This is a genomic window from Bacillus sp. FSL R12-0074, from assembly GCF_038005725.1.
Classification (GTDB): domain Bacteria; phylum Bacillota; class Bacilli; order Bacillales; family Bacillaceae_G; genus Bacillus_A; species Bacillus_A mycoides.
Map to the genome: position 1 here is coordinate 1,245,054 of NZ_JBBOTR010000001.1, position 21,446 is coordinate 1,266,499.

Annotated in this window: 26 protein-coding genes; 14 read left to right on the top strand and 12 right to left on the bottom strand. The window is 36.2% G+C overall.

Annotation, left to right across the window (positions count from 1 at the left end):
• Positions 1-75: 75 nt before the first annotated feature.
• The 4 genes from NSS97_RS06420 to NSS97_RS06435 form a co-directional block, all read right to left on the bottom strand.
• Positions 76-1,002, bottom strand: a complete 927-nt coding sequence (locus NSS97_RS06420; RefSeq protein ID WP_002030400.1) for a glycosyltransferase family 2 protein — start codon at positions 1,000-1,002, stop codon at positions 76-78.
• Positions 1,003-1,008: 6 nt separating this feature from the next.
• Positions 1,009-1,767, bottom strand: coding sequence for a class I SAM-dependent methyltransferase (locus NSS97_RS06425; protein ID WP_002030399.1), 759 nt, complete (start codon positions 1,765-1,767; stop codon positions 1,009-1,011).
• Positions 1,768-1,991: 224 nt separating this feature from the next.
• Positions 1,992-2,837, bottom strand: a complete 846-nt coding sequence (locus tag NSS97_RS06430; RefSeq protein WP_044437794.1) for a TylF/MycF family methyltransferase — start codon at positions 2,835-2,837, stop codon at positions 1,992-1,994.
• Positions 2,838-2,959: 122 nt separating this feature from the next.
• A complete protein-coding gene (locus NSS97_RS06435) occupies positions 2,960-3,856 on the bottom strand; it encodes a BclA C-terminal domain-containing protein (protein ID WP_341111972.1) in 897 nt (298 codons plus the stop codon).
• Positions 3,857-4,021: 165 nt separating this feature from the next.
• Here NSS97_RS06435 and NSS97_RS06440 point away from each other — a divergent pair, with 165 nt between their 5' ends.
• The 10 genes from NSS97_RS06440 to NSS97_RS06485 all read left to right on the top strand — a co-directional run bounded on the left by NSS97_RS06440 (position 4,022) and on the right by NSS97_RS06485 (position 12,102).
• Positions 4,022-5,119 carry a glycosyltransferase gene (locus NSS97_RS06440; RefSeq protein WP_107887013.1) on the top strand — a complete coding sequence of 366 codons (1,098 nt, stop codon included), beginning with the start codon at positions 4,022-4,024 and terminating at the stop codon, positions 5,117-5,119.
• A gap of 211 nt (positions 5,120-5,330) precedes the next feature.
• The gene (locus tag NSS97_RS06445; RefSeq protein WP_001078430.1) at positions 5,331-6,020 is read left to right on the top strand and encodes a class I SAM-dependent methyltransferase; all 690 of its coding nucleotides are present in this window, start codon (positions 5,331-5,333) and stop codon (positions 6,018-6,020) included.
• Complete coding sequence (locus tag NSS97_RS06450; protein WP_001271183.1) at positions 6,017-6,703, top strand: glycosyltransferase family protein; 687 nt, start codon at positions 6,017-6,019, stop codon at positions 6,701-6,703. Before NSS97_RS06445 ends, NSS97_RS06450 begins: the two co-directional genes overlap by 4 nt.
• Positions 6,704-6,717: 14 nt before the next feature.
• Positions 6,718-7,398, top strand: a complete 681-nt coding sequence (locus NSS97_RS06455; RefSeq protein ID WP_000651524.1) for a glycosyltransferase family protein — start codon at positions 6,718-6,720, stop codon at positions 7,396-7,398.
• Between the two features lie 14 nt (positions 7,399-7,412).
• The gene (locus NSS97_RS06460) at positions 7,413-8,150 is read left to right on the top strand and encodes a sugar phosphate nucleotidyltransferase (RefSeq protein WP_107887012.1); all 738 of its coding nucleotides are present in this window, start codon (positions 7,413-7,415) and stop codon (positions 8,148-8,150) included.
• Between the two features lie 8 nt (positions 8,151-8,158).
• Complete coding sequence (gene rfbC, locus NSS97_RS06465) at positions 8,159-8,704, top strand: dTDP-4-dehydrorhamnose 3,5-epimerase (protein ID WP_107887011.1); 546 nt, start codon at positions 8,159-8,161, stop codon at positions 8,702-8,704.
• 15 nt (positions 8,705-8,719) lie between these two features.
• A complete protein-coding gene (gene rfbB, locus NSS97_RS06470; protein WP_044437803.1) occupies positions 8,720-9,691 on the top strand; it encodes a dTDP-glucose 4,6-dehydratase in 972 nt (323 codons plus the stop codon).
• An 11-nt stretch (positions 9,692-9,702) separates the two neighbouring features.
• Positions 9,703-10,557, top strand: coding sequence for a dTDP-4-dehydrorhamnose reductase (gene rfbD / locus NSS97_RS06475; protein ID WP_107887009.1), 855 nt, complete (start codon positions 9,703-9,705; stop codon positions 10,555-10,557).
• A gap of 108 nt (positions 10,558-10,665) precedes the next feature.
• A complete protein-coding gene (gene fabI, locus NSS97_RS06480; RefSeq protein ID WP_002011384.1) occupies positions 10,666-11,436 on the top strand; it encodes an enoyl-ACP reductase FabI in 771 nt (256 codons plus the stop codon).
• Between the two features lie 147 nt (positions 11,437-11,583).
• Complete coding sequence (locus NSS97_RS06485; protein WP_181295479.1) at positions 11,584-12,102, top strand: CotO family spore coat protein; 519 nt, start codon at positions 11,584-11,586, stop codon at positions 12,100-12,102.
• Positions 12,103-12,150: 48 nt separating this feature from the next.
• Here NSS97_RS06485 and exsY read toward each other — a convergent pair whose 3' ends face one another.
• Positions 12,151-12,615, bottom strand: coding sequence for an exosporium assembly protein ExsY (gene exsY / locus NSS97_RS06490; protein WP_002140857.1), 465 nt, complete (start codon positions 12,613-12,615; stop codon positions 12,151-12,153).
• A gap of 124 nt (positions 12,616-12,739) precedes the next feature.
• Between exsY and NSS97_RS06495 the strand changes: the two genes are divergently transcribed.
• Positions 12,740-13,099, top strand: a complete 360-nt coding sequence (locus NSS97_RS06495; RefSeq protein ID WP_000899658.1) for a DUF1360 domain-containing protein — start codon at positions 12,740-12,742, stop codon at positions 13,097-13,099.
• 164 nt (positions 13,100-13,263) lie between these two features.
• Positions 13,264-13,449 carry a hypothetical protein gene (locus tag NSS97_RS06500; protein ID WP_044438098.1) on the top strand — a complete coding sequence of 62 codons (186 nt, stop codon included), beginning with the start codon at positions 13,264-13,266 and terminating at the stop codon, positions 13,447-13,449.
• A gap of 76 nt (positions 13,450-13,525) precedes the next feature.
• Here the strand turns inward: NSS97_RS06500 and exsF are convergent, their stop codons facing one another.
• The 6 genes from exsF to NSS97_RS06530 form a co-directional block, all read right to left on the bottom strand.
• Entirely contained in the window at positions 13,526-14,029 is a 504-nt protein-coding gene (exsF, locus tag NSS97_RS06505) for an exosporium protein ExsF (RefSeq protein WP_002011391.1), read from the bottom strand.
• A 167-nt stretch (positions 14,030-14,196) separates the two neighbouring features.
• On the bottom strand, positions 14,197-14,667 hold the full coding sequence (cotY, locus tag NSS97_RS06510; RefSeq protein WP_002011392.1) for a spore coat protein CotY: 471 nt from the start codon (positions 14,665-14,667) through the stop codon (positions 14,197-14,199).
• 143 nt (positions 14,668-14,810) lie between these two features.
• Positions 14,811-16,877, bottom strand: coding sequence for an ATP-dependent helicase (locus NSS97_RS06515; RefSeq protein ID WP_044437809.1), 2,067 nt, complete (start codon positions 16,875-16,877; stop codon positions 14,811-14,813).
• Positions 16,878-17,100: 223 nt separating this feature from the next.
• Complete coding sequence (locus NSS97_RS06520; protein WP_044437812.1) at positions 17,101-17,523, bottom strand: GNAT family N-acetyltransferase; 423 nt, start codon at positions 17,521-17,523, stop codon at positions 17,101-17,103.
• Between the two features lies 1 nt (position 17,524).
• Entirely contained in the window at positions 17,525-18,043 is a 519-nt protein-coding gene (locus NSS97_RS06525; RefSeq protein WP_002011397.1) for a YjcG family protein, read from the bottom strand.
• 90 nt (positions 18,044-18,133) lie between these two features.
• Positions 18,134-18,865 carry an alpha/beta hydrolase gene (locus NSS97_RS06530; RefSeq protein ID WP_002030493.1) on the bottom strand — a complete coding sequence of 244 codons (732 nt, stop codon included), beginning with the start codon at positions 18,863-18,865 and terminating at the stop codon, positions 18,134-18,136.
• A gap of 203 nt (positions 18,866-19,068) precedes the next feature.
• Between NSS97_RS06530 and NSS97_RS06535 the strand changes: the two genes are divergently transcribed.
• Together NSS97_RS06535 and NSS97_RS06540 are read left to right on the top strand one after the other, a co-directional pair.
• Positions 19,069-19,980 (top strand): DMT family transporter, encoded by a 912-nt coding sequence (locus NSS97_RS06535; protein WP_002030492.1) that lies wholly within the window; start codon positions 19,069-19,071, stop codon positions 19,978-19,980.
• Positions 19,981-20,161: 181 nt separating this feature from the next.
• Positions 20,162-20,737 carry a Crp/Fnr family transcriptional regulator gene (locus tag NSS97_RS06540; protein ID WP_002064291.1) on the top strand — a complete coding sequence of 192 codons (576 nt, stop codon included), beginning with the start codon at positions 20,162-20,164 and terminating at the stop codon, positions 20,735-20,737.
• On the opposite strand, the gene NSS97_RS06545 is transcribed toward NSS97_RS06540, so the two are convergent.
• The gene (locus tag NSS97_RS06545) at positions 20,727-21,398 is read right to left on the bottom strand and encodes a DUF4386 domain-containing protein (RefSeq protein ID WP_044437814.1); all 672 of its coding nucleotides are present in this window, start codon (positions 21,396-21,398) and stop codon (positions 20,727-20,729) included. The two genes, NSS97_RS06540 and NSS97_RS06545, sit on opposite strands and share 11 nt — an antisense overlap.
• Positions 21,399-21,446 lie beyond the last annotated feature (48 nt).

Here is a 21,446-nt window from a genome sequence, read left to right on the forward strand (position 1 = left end):
CATAGTTTAAAAAGAATGTATGAACTATACGCATTATTCACGTAAAGCTCACACATTTTATTTTCACAGAATAGACTAATGATGTAGCTCTTTTATAATTATGTCCAAACAATGGGAAAGACGTACATGTGCATCTGGAATGAGGTTTGGTAACTGGCTATAATATTCTAAGGAACCTTTACACCATTTATAAGCGCTAATTAGACCTAGTCTATAATCTGTATTATCTTGTAAAAATCCGTATTCTTTTGAAGTTATAACGAGGTGCGTAAAATCCTCAGATCCTTCAAGGAGCTTGCTGTGTATTTGTTGCCCAGTATGGTAGCGAAATTGGCTTAAAGGTTCGGATATGTATACTGCGTCTCCTTTAGAAAGTAAGGAAATCCATGATGCCATATCGACACTACAAGAATAGTGCCTTCCTTTTAGCGTGCCGAAAGGTTCAGTGAGTAACTGTTTTCTAAACAGAATAGTTGTAGGCTCACCGATAATGTTATGTCCACCTTTTAACATCCAGTCGCCTAAAAATATTCCGTTTAATTGAATGTCTTCGCTATATAATCTTTGTGTTGGATGAGCATCTCCAATTAAATTCCCGTGATCATCAATACGTACTCGATAAGAAGTTATAAGAGCGAGATTTTTATTTGTGTCTTGCTCAAAATAAGCCATCATTTTTTGTATTTTATGATTATAAAACACATCATCGTCCATTAAAAAATTTATATACTCCCCATTAGATTTCTCTAAGAGCATAAGATCGTTATGAAATTGTCCTAAAGTAGTGGTATTTCGAATGTATGTTATGTTTTTATAATTAGGTAAATACTGTTCATTTATTAAGATTTCTGTTTCATCATTTGTACTATCGTCTCCTATAATAATTTCAATGTTTGGATAAGTTTGTGCTAATGCACTTTCTAGAGCAATTTTGAAATAGTGTGGTCGATTATAAGTGGGAATAAGGATGGAAACGAGAGGTGACTTTTTTTTATTATTCATACGAAACTACCTTTCAGAAGCTTTTTTTGTAAGAACGATATCTTGATAACTTGTATACTCATTTCTGCCGCACCATAAACCATAATGCGGTTTATTAATTACCTCTAAGCCATGTTTATTTAATAAGGTGCGGATATCTTCTTCAGGATAGGCAACTGCGAAATTAGGAATATCTTTATTCACAACATAACAATTTTCAATTTGATGATAAAAACCTAATGTACTTAGCCCAGAATTTAAGTAATAGGACGATTCAGGGTTAATGAGAAAGAAGGTAATAAAACATCTCCCATCTTTTTTTAGAACACGTACAATCTCAGATACGTAATGTTCTAATTCTTTCGGAAGAAGATGGGTAAATACAGAAGTTAAAAAAATAAAATCGAATGAATCGTCTTCATATGGAAATTTGTATTGAGAAGCATCTTCTTTTCCTTCTGGGTTGTAGAATTGATTATATATATCAACGTGTTCAAAATGGAAATTGCTACGGGCAGTTGAAATATTATTTTTGCACCATGTAATGCCATCTTTAAATAAATCAAATCCATAATAAGCTCCATCATCACCTAAGTAATTCATTAATGGAACCGCCATTCGACCGACACCACAACCTACATCTAACACTGTTTCATTGGATTTTAAACTACCAATTTGAATAAAATGCTTTATGAATTCTTTTCCAACCTTTTGAAAGTCGCCACCTACATATTGGACGAGTTCGGGAGGTGGGATTAATGCGATTTTTTTTTCAAGCTCGCTCATAATTTCACTCCTTCCTTGTAGTAAATAGGGAACCAACATTTTTAATATGCAGCTAACATTTTATAGTGGGAGGGGAAACGATATTAGAACTGTTACGATATGTAAAAAGCTCCCTAGAACAACTGGAAATAGTAATGGGAGCTTTTGTTTTTATTTATCATGCTATTGGCGAAGGCTAATAATTAGTGTGAGATGGAGAAACCCTAACTGAATAAAGTTTCGCCCTATTCTTTTCGCCAATAAACCCCGAATACATCAATTTTAGTAATAGGAGCTTTTAAATTTCTTTGATTTCTAAAGTCTGTCACGGCCTCTGCACAAGCTGGTAGTCCATAGTCATCAATAATAATATAGCCGCCCTTAGAAACTTTATCGTATAAGTTCACGAGACCATCCATTGTGGATTCGTACATATCACCGTCAAGGCGTGCAATTGCAATTTTTTCTATTGGTGCTGTTGGTAAAGTATCTTTAAACCAGCCTTTTAAAAATTTTACTTGATCATTTAATAAATCATATTTTCTAAAATTCTCTTGTACTTGTTCTAAAGAAACGCGTAAGTAATCGAAAGAGTGTAAATAATCTCCGTAATCTTTCGGATAGTGCTCTAAATTCGGTGTTGGCAAACCTTCAAATGAATCTGCAACCCACACATTACGATCAGTAATGTTATTTGCCTGTAAAAAACCATTCATAAAAATGCACGATCCCCCACGCCACACACCTGTTTCAATAAAATCACCTTCTATATTTTCACGGACAACTGTTTCTAGTGCTTCATGTAATTGATTCATTCGTTCCCGGCCGATCATACTGTGTGCTGCTCTTGGCCAATCCATTCCATCATGGCGTTCACTTTTTGAAACATTTGGTTTTACAATTTTTAAGTTATGGTTTTCAGCATATTGCTTAATGAATAAAGGGAGGGGGACTGTAACTGGCTCGAATTCTAGTTCTTTTGAAATATGTAGAGATGCGGGTAAGTATGCCTCATATTCTAACCATATTTCAAATAAAATGGTCTTCTTTAGCAATTCGAGATAAAGCTGAACAGCAGATTTACTTTCCATATTTGTGCCTCCTGCAAAATGTCATACAACAATATGATTATGTAGATAGCGAATGTTTCATGATTGAATTTGAAATTGAAAAAGCAGTAAAACTGATATCAGTTTTACTGCTAAGTAAAAAATTAAGCGATTTTTTCAATAATAATAGATGCATTTGTACCAACAGCTAATGATAGCCCAAGCCCTGTAACGATTACTTCAACTAATGATGGAGTTGTCGTAATTTGCGTAATTGCTTGAACAACGATAGGTGCTCCAACTGAGATTAAAGTGGCCCCAGTACCTGGAACAGATACCCCATTTACTTGGATTGTAAGTCCTCCTAATAGACTTACTGCTGCAGTGTATACGATAACGGTAATTTTATAGAATCCAGTTTGACTAATTACGAAAGTATCAGGATCTAATTGAGAAATTGCTGTACCAAACTGAGATCCAACAGTATTAAATGGTACTGGAGCATTAAGTCCAATATCCAAAGAAATCCCAGCGGAGTTAAATGCATACAATCCTGCTGGAAGCCCTAGTCCAGATGGTCCAGTCGGTCCCGTAGGTCCAGTCGGCCCCGTAGGTCCAGTAGTCCCAGTGCCACCAGTCGGCCCCGTAGGTCCAGTAGCACCATTGTCACCAGTCGGCCCCGTAGGTCCAGTAGCCCCAGTGTCACCAGTCGGCCCCGTAGGTCCAGTAGCCCCAGTGTCACCAGTCGGCCCCGTAGGTCCAGTAGTCCCAGTGCCACCAGTCGGCCCCGTAGGTCCAGTAGTCCCAGTGCCACCAGTCGGTCCAGTTGGCCCGGTTGGCCCCGTAGGTCCAGTCGGTCCAGTCGGTCCAGTTGGCCCGGTCGGCCCCGTAGGTACAGTCGGCCCCGTAGGTCCGGTCGGTCCAGTCGGACCGGTCGGCCCAGTCGGAAGGGTAAACGGTGGTATCGGTGGTAATGTTGGTCCTACAAGATTAGGGTCAAATGCACTAGCAGATAAAGATTCATCGGGATTTAATCCATTTGAATAATTATTATTTGACATAAATTCACCTCCATAAAGCGTTCATTATATAGTAGATGCAAAACCGAAAGAAAATGACACGGACATTTGAATTATTGAAAAGAAATCTTAAACTACTTGAACAATTTAAAAAAATGGAAAGTTTAGTATATGTATAACATATGATTGATTTGGAAGAGGGTGATTATGTTGAACAAGCAAGGAATTACAATTAGTTTATGTATGATTGTTCGAGATGAGGAGGAGACAATAGCCCGTTGTTTAGAAACAGTTGAAAAAATTGTGGATGAAATTATAGTAGTTGATACAGGTTCCGTCGATCGAACGAAAGAAATCGTAGAGAAATACACTTCTAACATATATGATTTCCAGTGGATTGATGATTTTGCAGCAGCAAGAAATTTTTCTTTTTCAAAAGCGACGCAAGAGTATATATTGTGGCTAGATGCAGATGACGTCTTATTAGAAGATGCTCAAGAAGCATTGAAACTTTTAAAAAGAGAATTAGATCCTAAAATTGATGCTGTTTCGATGCCTTATCATCTTGCAATGGATTCTAACGGGAAACCTTTATATTGTACAAAAAGAAATCGACTTGTAAAGCGTGAAAAACAATTTCAATGGTTTGGAAAGGTTCATGAGTATTTAGCTATTTCTGGTGAGGTTTTTAGTAGTAATGTTGCTATTACACATAAAAAAGAAAAAAAAGTAACAAATCGTAATTTGAAAATTTTTCAAAATACTGTAGCGGCAGGTGAAGAATTAAGTCCGAGAGATTTATTTTATTACGCAAATGAATCTACGGATAACCAAAAATATGATGATGCAGTTCTTCTATATGAAACATTTCTTAATCAAGACGAAGGATGGTATGAAGAGAAAATTTATGCATGTGGTAAGTTAGGAGATTGCTATGCAAAGCTCGGAATGTGGGAGAAGGCAATCGAATCTTGTGTGAAGTCGTTTCGGTATGACGTCCCTAGAGGAGAGAATTGTACAAGAATAGGATATATATATATGGAACAAGAAAAATATAATGAAGCGATATTTTGGTTTAAACTTGCTACGGAAGTACCAATGGCAACGGAAAGTCCTTTCCATAGTCCAGCTAGCTACACATGGCTACCCTATTTACAAATGTGTATTTGTTATAGCAGGTTAGGGGAGCAGGATAAAGCGTATTATTACAATGAATTAGCAGCTTCTTATGTTCCGAATAATGCTGCAATTGAATATAACCGTAAATATTTTCGGGGAGTTTTTGATGAACCATATAAAGTGTAATAGGTTTCGTTTTTTAGAAATGATTTATCGCTATTCTAACTCTAATAGATTGGTTATATATTAGAGTATCAGTAACGTAACCAATATAAATAAAAGATTTTATACTGCTATTTGCGGGCTAATAATCATTGGGGGATGAACAAAATCTGCACTTTATAGAATTCATATGAGATTTATATTTCTAATTCAATTTGCATAAGGAGTGTGTGAAATGAATCGCGAAAAAAGTTCTTTATATGAAGAAAAATCCGAGCATTATTATAATGCAGCGAATCCGAATTTATTAAAGCATATAAAAAAGGAATGGAAAGAAGTTCTTGATATTGGTTGCTCGAGCGGTGCATTGGGAGCGGCTATTAAAGAAAATGGTACACGTGTATCAGGAATTGAGGCATTTCCAGAGGCGGCAGAAAAAGCGAAAGAAAGACTAGATCATGTTATTTTAGGGGATATAGAAAAAATAGATCTTCCTTATGAGGAGGGGCAATTTGATTGCGTCATATTTGGGGATGTATTAGAGCATTTATTTGACCCGTGGGCTGTAATAGAAAAAGTAAAGCCATATATAAAGCAAAATGGTGTGATTTTAGCAAGTATACCAAACGTTGCTCATATTTCAGTATTAGCTCCCTTACTTGCTGGAAATTGGACGTATACAGAATATGGTTTATTAGATAAAACACATATTCGTTTCTTTACATTCAATGAAATGCTAAGAATGTTTTTAAAAGCAGGATATTCAATTAGTAAAGTAGATCGTGTATATGTTGATCATAAAATGTATGAGCCACTTATTGAGGAGTTATATGGAATTTGTAAAAAATATCGTCTTGGAAGTGGCTTCATGGCTGAGACAGTTGTATTTCAGTATATTATTGAAGCTGAAAAATCACAATTATGAGTGCTGCAGACAAGACAATATTATTTGTTACATGTATAAATGATCGGAAATTGTATGCAAACTGCGTGCGACATATATTGCAATTGTTAGTACCGCCAGGGTATATTGTCCAATTTATGCCGATTCGAAATGCGAAAAGTATGACGAGTGGATACAATCAAGCCATTTCGCATCCAGCGAAGTATAAAGTTTATTTACATCAAGATGTTTTTATTATAAATAGGGCTTTTTTATACGGATTACTTCAATTATTTGAGGAACATGAACATCTTGGGATGATTGGGATGGTTGGAGCGCAATATGTTCCTCCGACTGGTGTATGGAACGAAGGGCGTGGAATTGTAGGAAAGGTCATTGGTTATATGAATGATTTGTTTTATATGGCAAGTTTAGAACAACCGTATCATGAATCAAAAACATTTATTCCTGTAGAATGTATTGACGGTTTATTAATGGCGACACAATATGATGTTCCGTGGCGAGAAGACTTATTTGACGGATTTGATTTTTATGATGTATCTCAATCATTTGAATTTAAAAAAGCAGGATATACAGTCGGTGTACCTGTACAGCGCGATGCTTGGTGTATCCATTATCATTTTGATGTGAATATGACGAACTATGAAAAGTATCGGAAAATATTTGTGGAACACTATATGTCAGATGTAAATAAGGAAGAATAAAAGGGGGGACAAAAATGAAAGATCATACAATATTAGTCGTTGTTTGTGTAAATAATGAGGAGCTTTTCAAACAATGTGAGAGCCAAATAAGAAACATTTTTGTTCCCCCTGGTTATGTCGTGCAAATTTTTCCGATACGAGATGCACAAAGTATGGCAAGTGCATACAACCGAGCCCTTTCATATCCAGCGAAATACAAAGTGTATATACATCAAGATACATATCTTATTAATCGAGACATGTTTTCTACACTTATATCTCTTTTTAAAGAAAATGAAAAGCTTGGTTTAATAGGAGTCGCTGGGGCTCAGTTTTTACCGAATAACGGGATATGGTGGGAAGGAAAAAATTTAGTAGGGAAAGTGATTGAGTATAGAAGACAGAATTATCAATTATTAAATTTAGATCAGGTTTTTTATGGTAATCAACCATTTTTGTCAGTTCAGGCAATTGATGGTTTATTCATGGCAACGCAGTATGATATTCCGTGGCGAGAAGATTTGTTTCAAGGGTTTCACTTTTATGATGTGTCACAGTCTTTAGAGTTTCAAAGGGCTGGTTATTTAATCGGTATCCCAAATCAAGCAAATTTATGGTGTATTCATTACAACGGGGATGAGTTTGATGCGGATACATATGAGAAGTACCGGAAAGTGTTTGTAGAACATTACAAAGATATATTATCTCCATCATAAAGGAGAGATGCAAAGTGAAAGGAATTATTTTAGCAGGTGGTACTGGATCGAGATTATATCCAATAACGAAAGTAACGAATAAACATTTACTTCCTGTTGGTCGGTATCCGATGATTTATCATGCGGTATATAAGCTAAAACAATGCGATATTACAGATATTATGATTATTACAGGTAAAGAGCATATGGGGGATGTTGTTAGCTTTTTAGGGAGTGGTCATGAATTTGGAGTGTCCTTTACGTATCGTGTGCAAGATAAAGCGGGCGGGATCGCACAGGCGTTAGGGCTTTGTGAAGATTTCGTCGGGAATGATCGTATGGTAGTTATATTAGGAGATAATATCTTTTCAGATGATATTTGCCCGTATGTTAAAGAGTTTGCAAGTCAAAAAGAAGGGGCTAAAGTGCTGCTTCAATCTGTAGAAGATCCCGAGCGATTTGGTGTAGCGCATATTAAGGGCCGAAAAATAATTGAAATTGAAGAAAAGCCGAATGAGCCGAAAAGTTCTTATGCTGTTACGGGAATTTATTTGTATGATTCGAAAGTCTTTTCTTATATAAAAGAATTAAAACCTTCCGCAAGAGGGGAACTTGAAATTACAGATATAAATAATTGGTATTTAAAACGAGGGGTACTTACTTATAATGAAATGAGCGGCTGGTGGACTGATGCGGGAACTCATGCTTCTCTTCAAAAGGCGAATACGTTAGCACGGGATATTAATTTTGGGAAACAGTTTAACGGAGAATAGGTGAGAATATGAAAGTTGTAGAAACAAATTTTACCGATGCAAAATTGTTAGAACCAAGGTTATTTGGAGACGAGCGTGGCTTTTTTTCAGAGAGCTATAATAAGCAGTTGCTAGAAACATTAGGGATTACGTATTCATTTGTACAGGATAACGTATCTTATTCGGCTAAGGCAGGAACGATTCGAGGACTACACTTTCAAAAAAAACCGAAAGCACAAACGAAACTCATTCAAGTTATGCAAGGGGCAATTTATGATGTTATCGTTGATTTGCGAAAAAAATCACCAACATTTAAACAATGGAAAGGGTATATTTTAAGTGCGGATAATCATAGGCAATTATTAGTGCCGAAAGGATTTGCTCATGGTTTTTGTACACTTGTACCTCATACAATTGTTATGTATAAAGTAGATGAGTATTATAGTGCTGATCACGATTCCGGTTTGCTTTGGGAAGATAAAGAATTATCAATTCCATGGCCGGTAACAAATCCTATCTTGTCCGATAAGGATCGAATATTACCATTACTTCAGGAATATGAAGATAGTTTTTAAGTAGGAGAGTTGTTTATGAATATATTAGTTACAGGTGGAGCTGGATTTATTGGAAGTAATTTCATTCACTATATGTTAAAAAACTATGAAACATATAAAATCATTAATTACGATGCATTAACATATAGCGGGAATTTAAATAATGTAAAGTCTATTCAAGAAAATCCTAACTACTCATTTGTAAAAGGGAAAATCCAAAATGGAGAGCTGCTGGAACATGTTGTTAAGGAACGTGACGTGCAAGTAATTGTAAATTTCGCAGCTGAATCACATGTGGATCGTAGTATTGAAAATCCAATTCCTTTTTATGATACGAATGTAATAGGTACAGTCACGCTGTTGGAGTTAGTGAAAAAATATTCACATATTAAACTCGTGCAAGTATCAACAGATGAAGTATACGGTTCTTTAGGGAAAACCGGGAAATTTATAGAGGAAACCCCGCTAGCTCCTAATAGTCCATATTCTTCAAGTAAAGCGAGTAGCGACATGATAGCCTTATCTTATTATGAAACGTATCAATTACCAGTTATTATAACGCGTTGTTCTAATAACTACGGACCGTACCAATATCCTGAGAAATTAATTCCGTTAATGGTTACGAATGCGCTTGAAGGAAAGAAACTACCATTATATGGTGATGGATTGAATGTAAGGGATTGGCTGCATGTAACGGATCATTGTAGTGCAATTGACACCGTTTTGCATAAGGGATGTGTAGGAGAGGTGTATAATATCGGCGGAAATAACGAAAAAACAAATGTAGATGTTGTGGAACAAATTATAAAACTTTTAGGAAAAACGAAAAAAGATATTGAATTTGTAACAGACCGTTTAGGTCACGACCGTCGTTATGCGATTGATGCACAAAAAATGAAGAATGAGTTTGAATGGGAACCGAAGTATACGTTCGAACAAGGATTAAAAGAAACGGTGGAATGGTATAAAAACAATGTGGACTGGTGGAAACCACTAAAAGAAAAGTAAGGGGCATGTAGATGAAAGAACGGATTATCATAACGGGAGCGAACGGTCAGCTAGGGAAGCAACTACAAGAAGAGTTGAATTCTGAAGAATATGATATATATCCATTTGATAAAAAGTTATTAGATGTGACAAATATATCCCGAATACAACAAGTGGTGCAAGAAATAAAACCACATATAATTATTCATTGTGCTGCCTATACGAAAGTAGATCATGCGGAGAAAGAGCAGGATCTTGCATATAGAATAAATGCAATCGGAGCTCGAAATGTAGCGGTTGCTTCACAATTAGTAGGGGCGAAGCTAGTTTATATTAGTACTGATTATGTATTTCAAGGCGCCAGACCAGATGGATACGGCGAATTTCATAGTCCAGCGCCGATAAATATATATGGAGCCTCTAAGTATGCTGGGGAGCAGTTCGTCAAAGAGTTACATAATAAATATTTTATCGTTCGCACATCGTGGCTATATGGTAAATATGGAAACAATTTCGTGAAAACGATGATGCGATTAGGCAAAGAAAGAGATGAAATATCTGTTGTAGCGGATCAAGTTGGCTCTCCTACGTATGTGGCGGATTTAAATATGGTTATTAATAAGCTCATTCATACTTCTTTATACGGTACATACCACGTATCAAACAGAGGTTCATGCTCTTGGTTTGAATTTGCACAAAAGATATTTTCGTACGCCAATATGAAAGTGAATGTATTACCTGTTTCAACGGAAGAATTCGGGGCTGCGGCTGCGAGGCCAAAATATTCTATTTTTCAACATAACATGCTACGATTAAATGGTTTTTTACAAATGCCGTCTTGGGAAGAAGGATTAGAGCGGTTTTTTATAGAAACCAAAAGTCATTAACAAATTTCTGTTAATGACTTTTTTGTTTGCCTTTAAGCGGTTTTATGGTACTATAATTATAGTATCAGGTACTAATAACAAGTATAAGTATTTCTGGGAGGATATATCATGGAACTATTACAAGGGAAAACATTTGTTGTTATGGGCGTTGCGAACCAAAGAAGTATTGCATGGGGAATTGCTCGCTCTTTGCATAATGCAGGTGCAAAATTAATATTCACATATGCAGGAGAGCGTTTAGAAAGAAACGTTCGTGAACTAGCGGAAACATTAGAAGGACAAGAATCACTTGTATTACCTTGTGATGTAACGAATGATGAAGAACTTACAGCTTGCTTTGAAACTATTAAGCAAGAAGTTGGTACAATTCACGGTGTTGCACACTGTATTGCTTTTGCAAATCGTGATGATTTAAAAGGTGAATTTGTAGATACTTCTCGCGATGGATTTTTACTTGCACAAAATATTAGTGCATTCTCTTTAACAGCTGTAGCAAGAGAAGCGAAGAAAGTGATGACAGAAGGCGGAAATATTTTAACTTTAACATACCTTGGCGGCGAGCGCGTTGTGAAAAACTATAACGTTATGGGTGTTGCGAAAGCTTCGTTAGAAGCTAGCGTGAAATATTTAGCGAACGATTTAGGACAACATGGCATTCGCGTTAACGCTATTTCTGCAGGACCAATTCGTACGTTATCTGCGAAAGGTGTAGGCGACTTTAACTCAATCTTAAAAGAAATTGAGGAACGCGCACCACTTCGTCGTGCGACGACTCCAGAAGAAGTTGGAGATACAGCAGTATTCTTATTCAGTGATTTAGCACGCGGAGTAACAGGTGAAAACATTCATGTTGATTCAGGATATCATATTTTAGGATAAATATAATAGGAATTAAAGTTTAAAAAGGACAGTCTCTAAACGTTGAGACTGTCCTTTTTAATTGTTCCCAGAAAGAACGATTTTTAACGAAAGTTCTAGCCACGTTATGAATATAACTATAATAGTACACGATTTATCCAGCTACGTATGGAAGTGGGAGGGACGAGTGTGAAGAATAAAAATAAAAGTTCAACAGTTGGAAAACCGTTGTTATATATTGCACAAGTAAATTTAGAACTCGCTGCACCGAAAATAAAAAGAATTATTTTAACGAATTTCGAAGATGAGGATCAAAAAGAGCAAAGTAATAGAAATGAAAGTATTGTAAGTAGTGCTGTGGAAGAAGTGGTAGAACAAGAGAAACAAGAACCACGAGAGGAGCCTCAAGTGGAGGTGGAAGAAAAAGTAGAGGAAGAGCAAGTGAGAACGGTCCCTTACAATAAATCCTTTAAGGATATGAATAATGAAGAAAAAATTCATTTTTTATTAAATCGTCCTCATTACATTCCAAAAGTAAGATGTAGAATAAGAACGACGACCGTCTCATATATAGGATCGATTATATCTTACCGTAATGGCATTGTATCCATTATGCCACCAAATAGTATGAGAGATATTCGATTATCTATAGAAGACATCAAATCGATTGATATGGCCGGCTTTTAAATATGTAAAGGTGGTAGAAAGCTTCTACCACCCCAATAGTTTTTTAGTTTACTTAACTATAGAAACGTCGCGTAAGCACTGAATAGCACAGAAGCAGCTTAAATCAACAGTAATACAAGTAGATGTCGAGATTAATCTTGCATTTGGTATAGCTAAAAACGTACAAATTGGATCGTCGCCAGGTGGTACAGGAGACCCATCACCTAATACTACAGTTAACACACGTAGGACAGCACAGCTATCGTCATCTACGCTTTCTACACGGAAAATTGGAGATTGGCAGTTAGTAAGGCTTGAAGATGGTGCAAATGCTTCAAATGGCGTTCCAGCTTTTGTGTATAAAATAAAAGGGCGTGTATTTGCTACTGCTGCTGTATTGTGTGCTCCTAAAAATGGAATTTCACAACCAGAACCACATGTTGAACTAGAGCAATCTTGTAGTTCATTGATGAATTTTACGACGTCAACTACGCAGTGAGAAGAGCTATGGTGTTTATTTTCGTTACAACTCATTAATGTCACTCCTTATCTTCTTGTTTGTATTTACATTAATAAGATATTGGAGTGGGGGAGATTTGGTCACAATCTTAAGACCTTTTTTTTTAAATAGGCTAAAGAGGATAGGGAAGGTGGAATTATGTTATTTACAAGCTGGCTTTTATTTTTTATTTTTGCGCTAGCTGCATTTAGGTTAACTCGTCTTATTGTTTATGATAAAATTACAGCTTTTTTGCGAAGACCGTTTATTGATGAGTTAGAGATTACAGAGCCTGATGGAAGTGTATCGACTTTTACAAAGGTGAAAGGGAAAGGATTAAGAAAGTGGATTGGAGAATTATTAAGCTGCTATTGGTGTACAGGTGTGTGGGTTAGTGCTTTTTTATTAGTTTTATATAAATGGATTCCTATTGTTGCAGAGCCTGTACTAGCATTATTAGCCATTGCAGGTGCAGCAGCGATCATTGAAACAATTACAGGATATTTTATGGGAGAATAATAAAGTGAAAATTTAATCAGTGTGGGGCATCCCTCGCTAATTATCAGCCCTCACCAATCTGGATAAATTTTCATGATGTTAGAAAAAGCGGAGTTTAAAAGAATGAGGGAACGGAAATAAGGAGTTGTTCATATAGTGAATAGACAGAATTGACAGTAGAGGAGATGTTTGCTGTGAGCAATAATCCAAGGCGAAATTCATATGACCTGCAGCAGTGGTATAACATACAGCAACAGCAACAAGCACAACATCAGGCATATCAAGAGCAATTACAGCAACAAGGGTTTGTGAAAAAAAAGGGATGCAACTGTGGGAAAAAGAAGAATACAATAAAACAATATGAAGAATGAAACACTCATGTTACGGTGAGTGTTTTTTATTGTAAAAATAAAAAGCGGTATTTCAATTAAGAAATACCGCTTTTTACTAGCTAATTTGTGCAACTGTTAATGCTGCAGCACGGATGTCTACAGTTCCAAGCAGTTCAACTGGTACAATTTGAATTAAGTCACCAGGGTTTAAGTTAATAAGAATAACACCGCTGGATACGTCTACTTCACCAGTACCAATAACGTTAGAGCGAACCGCTGTACCTGATCCAGGAATAATGTTAGCTGGTGTACCTAATGATAAGAAGAAACGACCAGCTTCTGGTGCAGTAGGAACGTTATCAAGACTGATCGTTAATGTATAACTGATTTGATAAATACCAGCTACTTGAATTCGAATACCGTCTCCGACACTTACTGTATTATTTATTACAGGAACAGTAATATTTGGGTTTGGACTTACGCTAGGTAATAGTAGTGGTGTGAATAGTGAAGCGAACTGAGGTGCAGAAGCGTTGAAAGCAAAACCGAAGGCAGGTAGTGTACTAGCTGGTTTCGCCTCACAATCAATGTTATTAAATTCGCAATCAGAAGAGAACATGTTTTTCACTCCTTTATCTGTTTCTACTTTTAGTTAATGAAAAGGACAGGTTCTATGTTCTAGACAAGTTCCCAATTTTATAAAAAATACATAATAATACCTTTTAAGCATGGATTGGGTGGCAGAATCATCTGCCACCCAATCCATGCTTAAATTAGTATTCAGTTTTATATAGAAACATCGCGTAAGCATTGAATAGCGCAGAAGCAACTTAAATCAACAGTAATACAAGAGGAGGTTGATACTAATCTTGCATTTGGTACAGCTAAAAATGTACAGATTGGATCGTCACCAGGTGGTACAGAGGTACCATCACCTAAAACTACAGTTAATACACGCAATACAGCACAGTCATCATCATCTATACTCTCTACACGGAAAATTGGAGATTGGCAGCTAGTAAGGCTTGCAGATGGTGCAAATGCTTCAAAAGGTGTTCCAGCTTTTGTGTATAAAATAAAAGGACGTGTATTCGCTACTGATGCAGTGTTATGTGCTCCTAAAAATGGAACTTCGCAACCAGATCCACATGTTGTGGTTGCACATTCTTGTAGTTCATGTATAAAACGAACGACATTAGATACACAGTTGAAATCACAATCATGGTGTTGATGATCTTCATTACAATTGCAGCTCATTATGTTCACTCCTTATCGTGAGTTCTGACATACACTATTACAATATGAACGGGATATGGTTGATATTACGTTAATTCTCAGGATAGAAACAGGGAATTTATATAGAGGGGATGTACATATCGTGATATGGAAAAAGACACCCATTATTTAATGGATGTCTTTTCAGGTAAATCTTTTTGGGTAGTATATAGAAAACGAGATATATCTAGTTTCTTTCCTCTGAAAAATTGCGGGGAGGAAATGTAAAGTTCTTCTTTTGCGCGTGTAATGGCGACATAGAGTAATCGTCGTTCTTCTTCTAATGCTTCAGAAGTCTCCGTCACACGGTCATTTGCATCTTTTAAAGAAGAAGTATGCGGCAATATACCATCGCTTGCTCCGAGTAAAAAGACGCATGGAAACTCAAGGCCTTTCGCGTTATGAATTGACATAAGCGATACGGTATCTTTTTGCGGCATTGTTTTTAATGCTTCCATTTCTTTTTGACCTTGAATGGCTTCATTAATAAATTGTAAGTAAGCTGGAATATCCGTAAAGCGAGTTGCTGATTCCATTAATTCTTCTAACATTTCTTCTTGTATGTCCTTATGCATCGTAAAGGAAGAACGATCATTACTTTGTAAGTACTCTAAATACTTTCCTTTACCATGAATAATTTCTTTCAATGCTTTTTTCGGTTCAAGTTCTTTTATAAACTTAATAAAATCGATTCGCTCATTTACTTTTTTAACTTGAAAAGGTTTCAAGCTTGGGTTTAGTAATAGAAAATGAAGAAGAGAAGGGAAACGGCCCTCACCATATTTCCATTGTTCACGTTCAATAAATGAAATGCACTCATCACGGCCAATATACATTGTTGGTAATATATTTGAAAGTGATTCGAGGCGGAACGGTTCAAGCACGAGTCGTAAGTGATCTAATACGGGCCTAATTAAAGAATGTTCGTAGAACGATTGGCTCGCTCCATGTTTAATAAATGGAATCTTATGAATTGTAAGCTGATCAAGTAAAGAACGGCTCACAGAATGTGTACGATATAATAAACAAAAATCTTTATAATTTCGTTCACCACTATCTACTTTTTCCTGAATGAGTTGCAAAATTTGATTTGCTTCATCAAGAGTTGTCGCAGGTCGTGCATAAAACGGCTGCATGCCATCGTTACGAACAGAATATAGCTCTTTATCAAAACGTTCTTGATTGAGCTTAATAACTTCATTTCCAAGTCCGACGATAAATGGATTAGATCGATAATTCGTATTAAGTGCGATAATCGTTGTATTATCAAATTCCTTTGGAAAAGATAAAATAATTTGGTGACTTGCCCCTCGCCAGCCGTAAATCGCTTGATCGTCATCACCTGCGATAAATAAATTATTTCTTGGCGTGGCTAACAATTTTACAATTTCATATTGTGCATACGACGTATCTTGAAACTCATCTACTTCAATGTAATGAAAACGCTCTTGTAATTGAGTAAGCAGGGGAGCGTTATTTTCTAACATATAATACATTTCTAATAAGATGTCGTCAAAATCGATATAATTGTGTCGTTGTTTTACCTCTTCGAAACGTTCGTATACTTCTTTGAACTCTTGTTCAACCGGTGTTTTCGCTTTTACATCTTTCGGACGATTCAAGTTGTTTTTCTCAAGTGAAATCATAGCGAGTATCGTTTCGGCATCATAATCGTCTTTTAAGCGTAATTCTTTCAAAATTTTCTTTATCATAATTTGTTTATGTTTTTCATTTGCTAAAATTTGCTGATTATATCCTTGACTACGAAGCAATTTTAAAAAGACAGAGTGGAATGTACCAGCAACGACATAGCTACTTGCGGCATGATTCATACCAGGTAAATTCGCTACACGACTTCGAATTTCTTCAGCTGCTTTTTGTGTAAACGTCAGCAGTAAAATATTTCGCGGATGGACATGTTTTACATTAACTAAATAACCAACGCGAGTTGTTAAAACAGATGTTTTACCACTTCCAGCACCAGCTAGTGTAAGGACAGGTCCTTCTGTCGTTTGCACTGCTTCTAACTGTTTTTCATTTAAATAAACACCTTGCTGTTCTAAAGCGCGGAAATACGCCGCATCTGCATCTTCTTCCATAATTAAATGGGTAGATGTTTTCGGAATATGATACGCCGCTTGCGGAATGCCAGCGTGTGTTAACGGTTTTTGTGAAAATTTTTCTTGTGTCATATATTCACCTTCAAAACTATAGCATCAACATTTAACTTTAGCGGAAGAAAAAGAAAATAGCAATGTAAAAAACAGGAGGGGCTACCTCCTGCTACAAAATTACCCCGCTATTTGCGGGCAGTAAAACTCTCACTTCAAAATTCAGGTGCCCGTAAACGCCCGATTGGTGAAGGCTAATAATCAGTGGGGGATGAACAAAACCCCCACTGATTAAAGTTTCACTTTATAATTCTTTTATCATTACGACGTGTGGGATATTTGCTTCCATAAACACATCAGAAGCCGTCACGTATCCTAGCTTTTTATAGAAAAATTCAGCATGTGTTTGAGCATGGAGTTTCAATTTCGGTAGAGACTCTTCCTTCGCATACGCTTCAAGTGCATCCATAATGATTTTGCCAATGCCTTTTTTGCGATGGGAAGCTAGTACGCAAATGCGTTCCATCTTTCCAACTCCATCAACGATGCGGAAGCGACCAGCACCAACTGGAACATCATTATCATATATAACAACGTGTGTTGAAATTTCTTCAAACTCATCATACTCTTCTTCTGCAGAAACACGTTGCTCATTCACAAATACTTGCTTACGTACAGAGAATGCATCTCTTAGTTGTTCGTCCGTTTGTACGATTTGTGCGTGCAAATTAGTTGTTCTCCTTTCCAAGGTGGAATGTTTCATGTACAGTCCATGTTCCATTTTCTAATTGGTATAGAAGGTGGAAACGATCGATTGGTTGTTCATAATAGAAATCTTTCATACGTAATCGACCTAATACATCAGCGTGCTCTGCGTCTGATAAGTCTTGACCGATTGTTAAATGAGGTACGAAAGAGTACTCGCGCTCTTGTGTAAAGAAACCATTATGCATTTCTTCATTTAAGAAAGTAAGTTCAGGTGTTTTTTCTACTTTAAAATAAAGAACATTATTAACAGGTGCGAATGAACCGACTTTCCCAACATGAAGGGTGAAAGGGTTCGTTTTATTTGCGATTGTATGTAACTCATTCACAATCGATTCTAATTGTTCATCTTGCGTCTCAAAGGGTGTTTTCAATGTAATATGTGGCGGAACTAATGCGTAATGCGGATCATAACGTTTACGTAATCCGTTCGCTTTATCTTGAATCATTTTTGATGGGAAAATTACAATTCCTAATTTCATGTTCCAATTCCTCCCTTTGCAAGTCTAGTTAGATTTTGAGAATAAATCTCTTTATCTATTATATCAAATTATTCTGAATACCGCTCTCTATTATTTCATTGATAGAATATGAGAAAATGCTTTTGGTAAATCTGCTTGCCAATATTTCCATGTGTGATTCCCTTCAAACTCTTCATAATGCGTGATGAAATTTCTATCTGTAAGTAGTTTATTTAACTCGCGATTTGGTTCTACGAAATCAGATACTTGTCCGTCTGTACGCTTGACAGCTGTTTCTTCGGTCCCAATTACGTGATAAAGATCTAGCGCCCCCGGATTTTTGAAATCTTTTGCTAAGTTCATGACTGTTTCATCAACAAATGGTGATTGCATAACGACCTTACCAAATGTATGCGGATACATAAGTGCGGTCATGAAGGAAACTGTACCGCCGAGAGAATCTCCAATTAAAACGCGTCCTTTACCCATTTGATATGTTGGATAATTTGCATCAATATATGGAGCAAGCTCATGAGCAAGGAAACGAATGTAAGCAGCATTCTTTACATCATTTGGGAAATATTTTTCCTTACGATCGTGTACATTTTTATATGGAATACCGACAATAATTGTGCGGTCGATTTCTTCAGTTTCACGAAGACGCTCAATTACACGGTGCGCTTTACCAAGCTGAAAATAATCTCTACCATCTTGTGCAATAACAACCGTATGCTTATGGAGAGGTGTGTAATTTACTGGTAAATAAACAAGAAGTGTAAGCTCCTCTTGAAGTGATGTACTAAAAAATGAAATTTCTTCAATTCTCCCTATTGTTTGATTCATGTATATCCCCCTAAATAAAAATTTACTGTAATGATTGTAAGAGCAACGCTTGTAGTGAAAAGGAAAGAAATAATCACTAATAGGTGCCTTAATTTCTATTTTACCATAATGGTACGAAGAATCTAAAAAATTAGTATTTAAGTTGTGAAAGAAAACGGATATAATGAAGTGGGATTTTTTACAGGTGAGAGGGGAGACAGGATTTGAAACAAGAAAGATCAATCGCACTACCACTAGCAATTTCCATTATAGCAATTTCATTCGCAGCTGTTTTTGCAAAGATGTCCTCAGCACCATCTTCCGTTTTAAGTATGTATCGATTATGGATTATCGTACTTATTATGCTGCCGATCGTTTGGAAAAAACGGGAAGAGTTTAGTAGGATTCAAATAAAAGATTGGGGATTTTTAATTGGATCTGGTTTCTTTTTAGCTCTTCATTTTCTTCTATGGTTTGAATCCTTAAAGCATACGACAGTTGCTAGTTCGACGATTATTTTAGCACTTCAACCGATCGTATCTTTAGTGGGAGGTTTTTTCTTATTTAAAGAAAGAACAACCTATTCAGCAATTGCGACGATGGGAATTGCGATACTAGGCGTAATGTGTATTGGCTGGGGAGATTTAGGGCTAAGTGAGCAAGCAATTTATGGGGATATATTATCCTTTTTAAGTGTAATAGCAGTTGTCGGTTATTTATTTATCGGACAAACGACAGTAAAGAAAGTATCTCATTGGATTTATAGTTTCACTGTATTTGCCTTCGCTGGTATATTTATAGCGATTTATAACGTTATACTTCAAGTGCCATTTACAGGCTATACGAAGTGGGATTGGAGTATTTTTCTTTTACTTGCGATTGTACCGACAGTGTCACACGTCATTAATAATTGGTTATTAAATTACGTAAATGCAACAACGATTTCAATGAGCATTTTAGGAGAACCAGTTGGGGCATCTATACTAGCGTTCTTCTTACTTGGAGAAAAATTAAATGCAATGCAAATTATCGGTAGCATGCTCGTATTGTTTGGTGTATCTGTTTTCTTACTACAGCAACAAAAGCGAACAGCAAAAAATGTGGTGAACGAACCGGCTTATACACAGGAATTATAACGAGTTTATTCTAATATACGAAAAGAGAAGTTATTGGTAACTTCTCTTTTTTTTGTTCCATGCAGAAAATAAAACAGCTTAATAGGGGGAATTCCCGCCATGTAGCATGAAAAAAGATAATATATAGTGGAGTTACATCATACGTTTCTCATACAAATATAGAGGGGGAAGGAGAGACCAAATGAAAGAGATTTTAATGAAATACATGACAAATCTTACAACATTAAGTGAAGAGCAGCAGCGCATGATCGTAGAAGAATTACAAATTGAAGAGTATAAAAAAGGAACAGTGCTCTTAAGACAAGGAGATGTTCCGTCTAAATGTTATTTTGTATTAAAAGGATGCGTGAGGCAACATTGTATAGATGAATCTGGAAAAGAAGTTACATCAAATTTTTATACAGAAGAACAAGCAATCGCAAATTTCAATCATCATAAACAAGATAAATTATCCCCACATACGTTAACGTGCCTAGAAGATTGTCTAGTTGTAGTTGGCGATCTGTATAGTGAAAAGGACATGTATAAGAAATATTCACAGTTAGAAGAAATGACGCGCCAAATGATTGAATACAATTTTGGTGAAGTACAAGAAGAACTTACATTATTTATTACATCGACACCAGAAGAGCGCTACAAATCATTATTACAAAAACGACCGCATTTAATCGATCGTGTTCCTCAATATCAATTGGCAAGTTATCTAGGTATTACGCCAGAATCATTAAGCAGAATTAAGAAACGACTCAAACAGTAGAGTTTTTTCCACCTCTAAGCAATAGCCATATACTAAATCCTAGTTCACCTGTGATCATCGGTAGTTGAAAGACAACGTTAAGAGTGGAAATAATCGCATCATATTGTGAAAACATCGTATTCATTACGTTAATGATGATATAGCCGATTGCAGCAATGAGCAGTAATATACTAATAGTCTTCGGTATGTTTTTAGATTGAAAGGTTACGTATCCTAAGGTGAGAAGATGTAAGCCGAAAATGATTAATCCTACAGACCAAATGTATTCAAAAGCTTCTAGAAATAACATTGTATATGCTTCTGAATTAGCAACTGTGCTTTTTGAAAGAAGTAATACAAATGTTAAATTGAATATAGCAATACTAAGTATAGCTGTATACATAAGACGAAGACAGGTAGCTAGCAATGAGAGGCTAGTATGGATAGGTTTTAGAAAGAAATAAAGAGCCCACGAGGCGATAATATCCGTAATAAAAATGATAATCCATCCGAAAATTGCTGCTTTGAAAAGTGAACTTGAAGTTTGAATATTATGGAGTGTCGTGCTCGCATTACTTGGTACAACGAGATTTCCATGAACAAAACCGTAAGAAAAAAATGCAGTGAATGCCATGATAAGAAGAGAAGTGCCTGCAAATAAGGCAAAATTTCGCTCAGTCATAATACGTCCTCCTATTCTAATGTTGTTTTCATTGTAATAGGGAAGAGG

What these genes read in the sequence shown, in the direction of transcription:
- cotY (WP_002011392.1), bottom strand. Translation starts at nt 14,667, where the DNA reads ATGAGCTGCAATTGTAATGAAGATCATCAACACCATGATTGTGATTTC.
- NSS97_RS06485 (WP_181295479.1), top strand. Translation starts at nt 11,584, where the DNA reads ATGGAAGTGGGAGGGACGAGTGTGAAGAATAAAAATAAAAGTTCAACA.
- NSS97_RS06450 (WP_001271183.1), top strand. Translation starts at nt 6,017, where the DNA reads ATGAGTGCTGCAGACAAGACAATATTATTTGTTACATGTATAAATGAT.
- exsY (WP_002140857.1), bottom strand. Translation starts at nt 12,615, where the DNA reads ATGAGTTGTAACGAAAATAAACACCATAGCTCTTCTCACTGCGTAGTT.
- NSS97_RS06425 (WP_002030399.1), bottom strand. Translation starts at nt 1,767, where the DNA reads ATGAGCGAGCTTGAAAAAAAAATCGCATTAATCCCACCTCCCGAACTC.
- NSS97_RS06445 (WP_001078430.1), top strand. Translation starts at nt 5,331, where the DNA reads ATGAATCGCGAAAAAAGTTCTTTATATGAAGAAAAATCCGAGCATTAT.
- exsF (WP_002011391.1), bottom strand. Translation starts at nt 14,029, where the DNA reads ATGTTCTCTTCTGATTGCGAATTTAATAACATTGATTGTGAGGCGAAA.
- fabI (WP_002011384.1), top strand. Translation starts at nt 10,666, where the DNA reads ATGGAACTATTACAAGGGAAAACATTTGTTGTTATGGGCGTTGCGAAC.
- NSS97_RS06420 (WP_002030400.1), bottom strand. Translation starts at nt 1,002, where the DNA reads ATGAATAATAAAAAAAAGTCACCTCTCGTTTCCATCCTTATTCCCACT.
- rfbC (WP_107887011.1), top strand. Translation starts at nt 8,159, where the DNA reads ATGAAAGTTGTAGAAACAAATTTTACCGATGCAAAATTGTTAGAACCA.
- NSS97_RS06515 (WP_044437809.1), bottom strand. Translation starts at nt 16,877, where the DNA reads ATGACACAAGAAAAATTTTCACAAAAACCGTTAACACACGCTGGCATT.
- NSS97_RS06500 (WP_044438098.1), top strand. Translation starts at nt 13,264, where the DNA reads ATGTTTGCTGTGAGCAATAATCCAAGGCGAAATTCATATGACCTGCAG.
- NSS97_RS06525 (WP_002011397.1), bottom strand. Translation starts at nt 18,043, where the DNA reads ATGAAATTAGGAATTGTAATTTTCCCATCAAAAATGATTCAAGATAAA.
- rfbB (WP_044437803.1), top strand. Translation starts at nt 8,720, where the DNA reads ATGAATATATTAGTTACAGGTGGAGCTGGATTTATTGGAAGTAATTTC.
- NSS97_RS06540 (WP_002064291.1), top strand. Translation starts at nt 20,162, where the DNA reads ATGAAAGAGATTTTAATGAAATACATGACAAATCTTACAACATTAAGT.
- NSS97_RS06435 (WP_341111972.1), bottom strand. Translation starts at nt 3,856, where the DNA reads ATGTCAAATAATAATTATTCAAATGGATTAAATCCCGATGAATCTTTA.
- NSS97_RS06440 (WP_107887013.1), top strand. Translation starts at nt 4,022, where the DNA reads ATGTTGAACAAGCAAGGAATTACAATTAGTTTATGTATGATTGTTCGA.
- NSS97_RS06430 (WP_044437794.1), bottom strand. Translation starts at nt 2,837, where the DNA reads ATGGAAAGTAAATCTGCTGTTCAGCTTTATCTCGAATTGCTAAAGAAG.
- NSS97_RS06455 (WP_000651524.1), top strand. Translation starts at nt 6,718, where the DNA reads ATGAAAGATCATACAATATTAGTCGTTGTTTGTGTAAATAATGAGGAG.
- NSS97_RS06545 (WP_044437814.1), bottom strand. Translation starts at nt 21,398, where the DNA reads ATGACTGAGCGAAATTTTGCCTTATTTGCAGGCACTTCTCTTCTTATC.
- rfbD (WP_107887009.1), top strand. Translation starts at nt 9,703, where the DNA reads ATGAAAGAACGGATTATCATAACGGGAGCGAACGGTCAGCTAGGGAAG.
- NSS97_RS06530 (WP_002030493.1), bottom strand. Translation starts at nt 18,865, where the DNA reads ATGAATCAAACAATAGGGAGAATTGAAGAAATTTCATTTTTTAGTACA.
- NSS97_RS06495 (WP_000899658.1), top strand. Translation starts at nt 12,740, where the DNA reads ATGTTATTTACAAGCTGGCTTTTATTTTTTATTTTTGCGCTAGCTGCA.